This is a genomic window from Tumebacillus flagellatus, assembly GCF_000714935.1.
Taxonomy (GTDB): domain Bacteria; phylum Bacillota; class Bacilli; order Tumebacillales; family Tumebacillaceae; genus Tumebacillus; species Tumebacillus flagellatus.
This window is the reverse complement of the sequence record NZ_JMIR01000104.1, coordinates 1-547: the sequence shown is the minus strand read 5'-3', so window position 1 is coordinate 547 and position 547 is coordinate 1. Positions and strand designations below refer to the sequence as shown.

Sequence of the window (547 nt, the reverse complement as noted above, 5' to 3'; positions counted from 1 at the left end):
TATCTCTAAACCGGTCAGCGGGATGTCAAGTCCTGGTAAGGTTCTTCGCGTTGCTTCGAATTAAACCACATGCTCCACTGCTTGTGCGGGCCCCCGTCAATTCCTTTGAGTTTCAGTCTTGCGACCGTACTCCCCAGGCGGAGTGCTTAATGCGTTAGCTTCGGCACTAAGGGGTGGGCCCCCTAACACCTAGCACTCATCGTTTACGGCGTGGACTACCAGGGTATCTAATCCTGTTTGCTCCCCACGCTTTCGCGCCTCAGCGTCAGAAGTCGGCCAGCAAGGCGCCTTCGCCACAGGTGTTCCTCCACATCTCTACGCATTTCACCGCTACACGTGGAATTCCCCTTGCCTCTCCGACCCTCAAGTCTCTCCGTATCCAAGGCAGTCCCAGAGTTGAGCTCTGGGCTTTCACCCCGGACGTGAAAGACCGCCTGCGCGCGCTTTACGCCCAGTGATTCCGGACAACGCTTGCCCCCTACGTATTACCGCGGCTGCTGGCACGTAGTTAGCCGGGGCTTCCTCCTCTGTTACCGTCAGGTCCTGA

General features: G+C 57.6%; 1 rRNA gene. It reads right to left on the bottom strand.

The features are described from left to right. Positions 1–547 (bottom strand): 16S ribosomal RNA (locus EL26_RS23155); the annotation flags it as partial.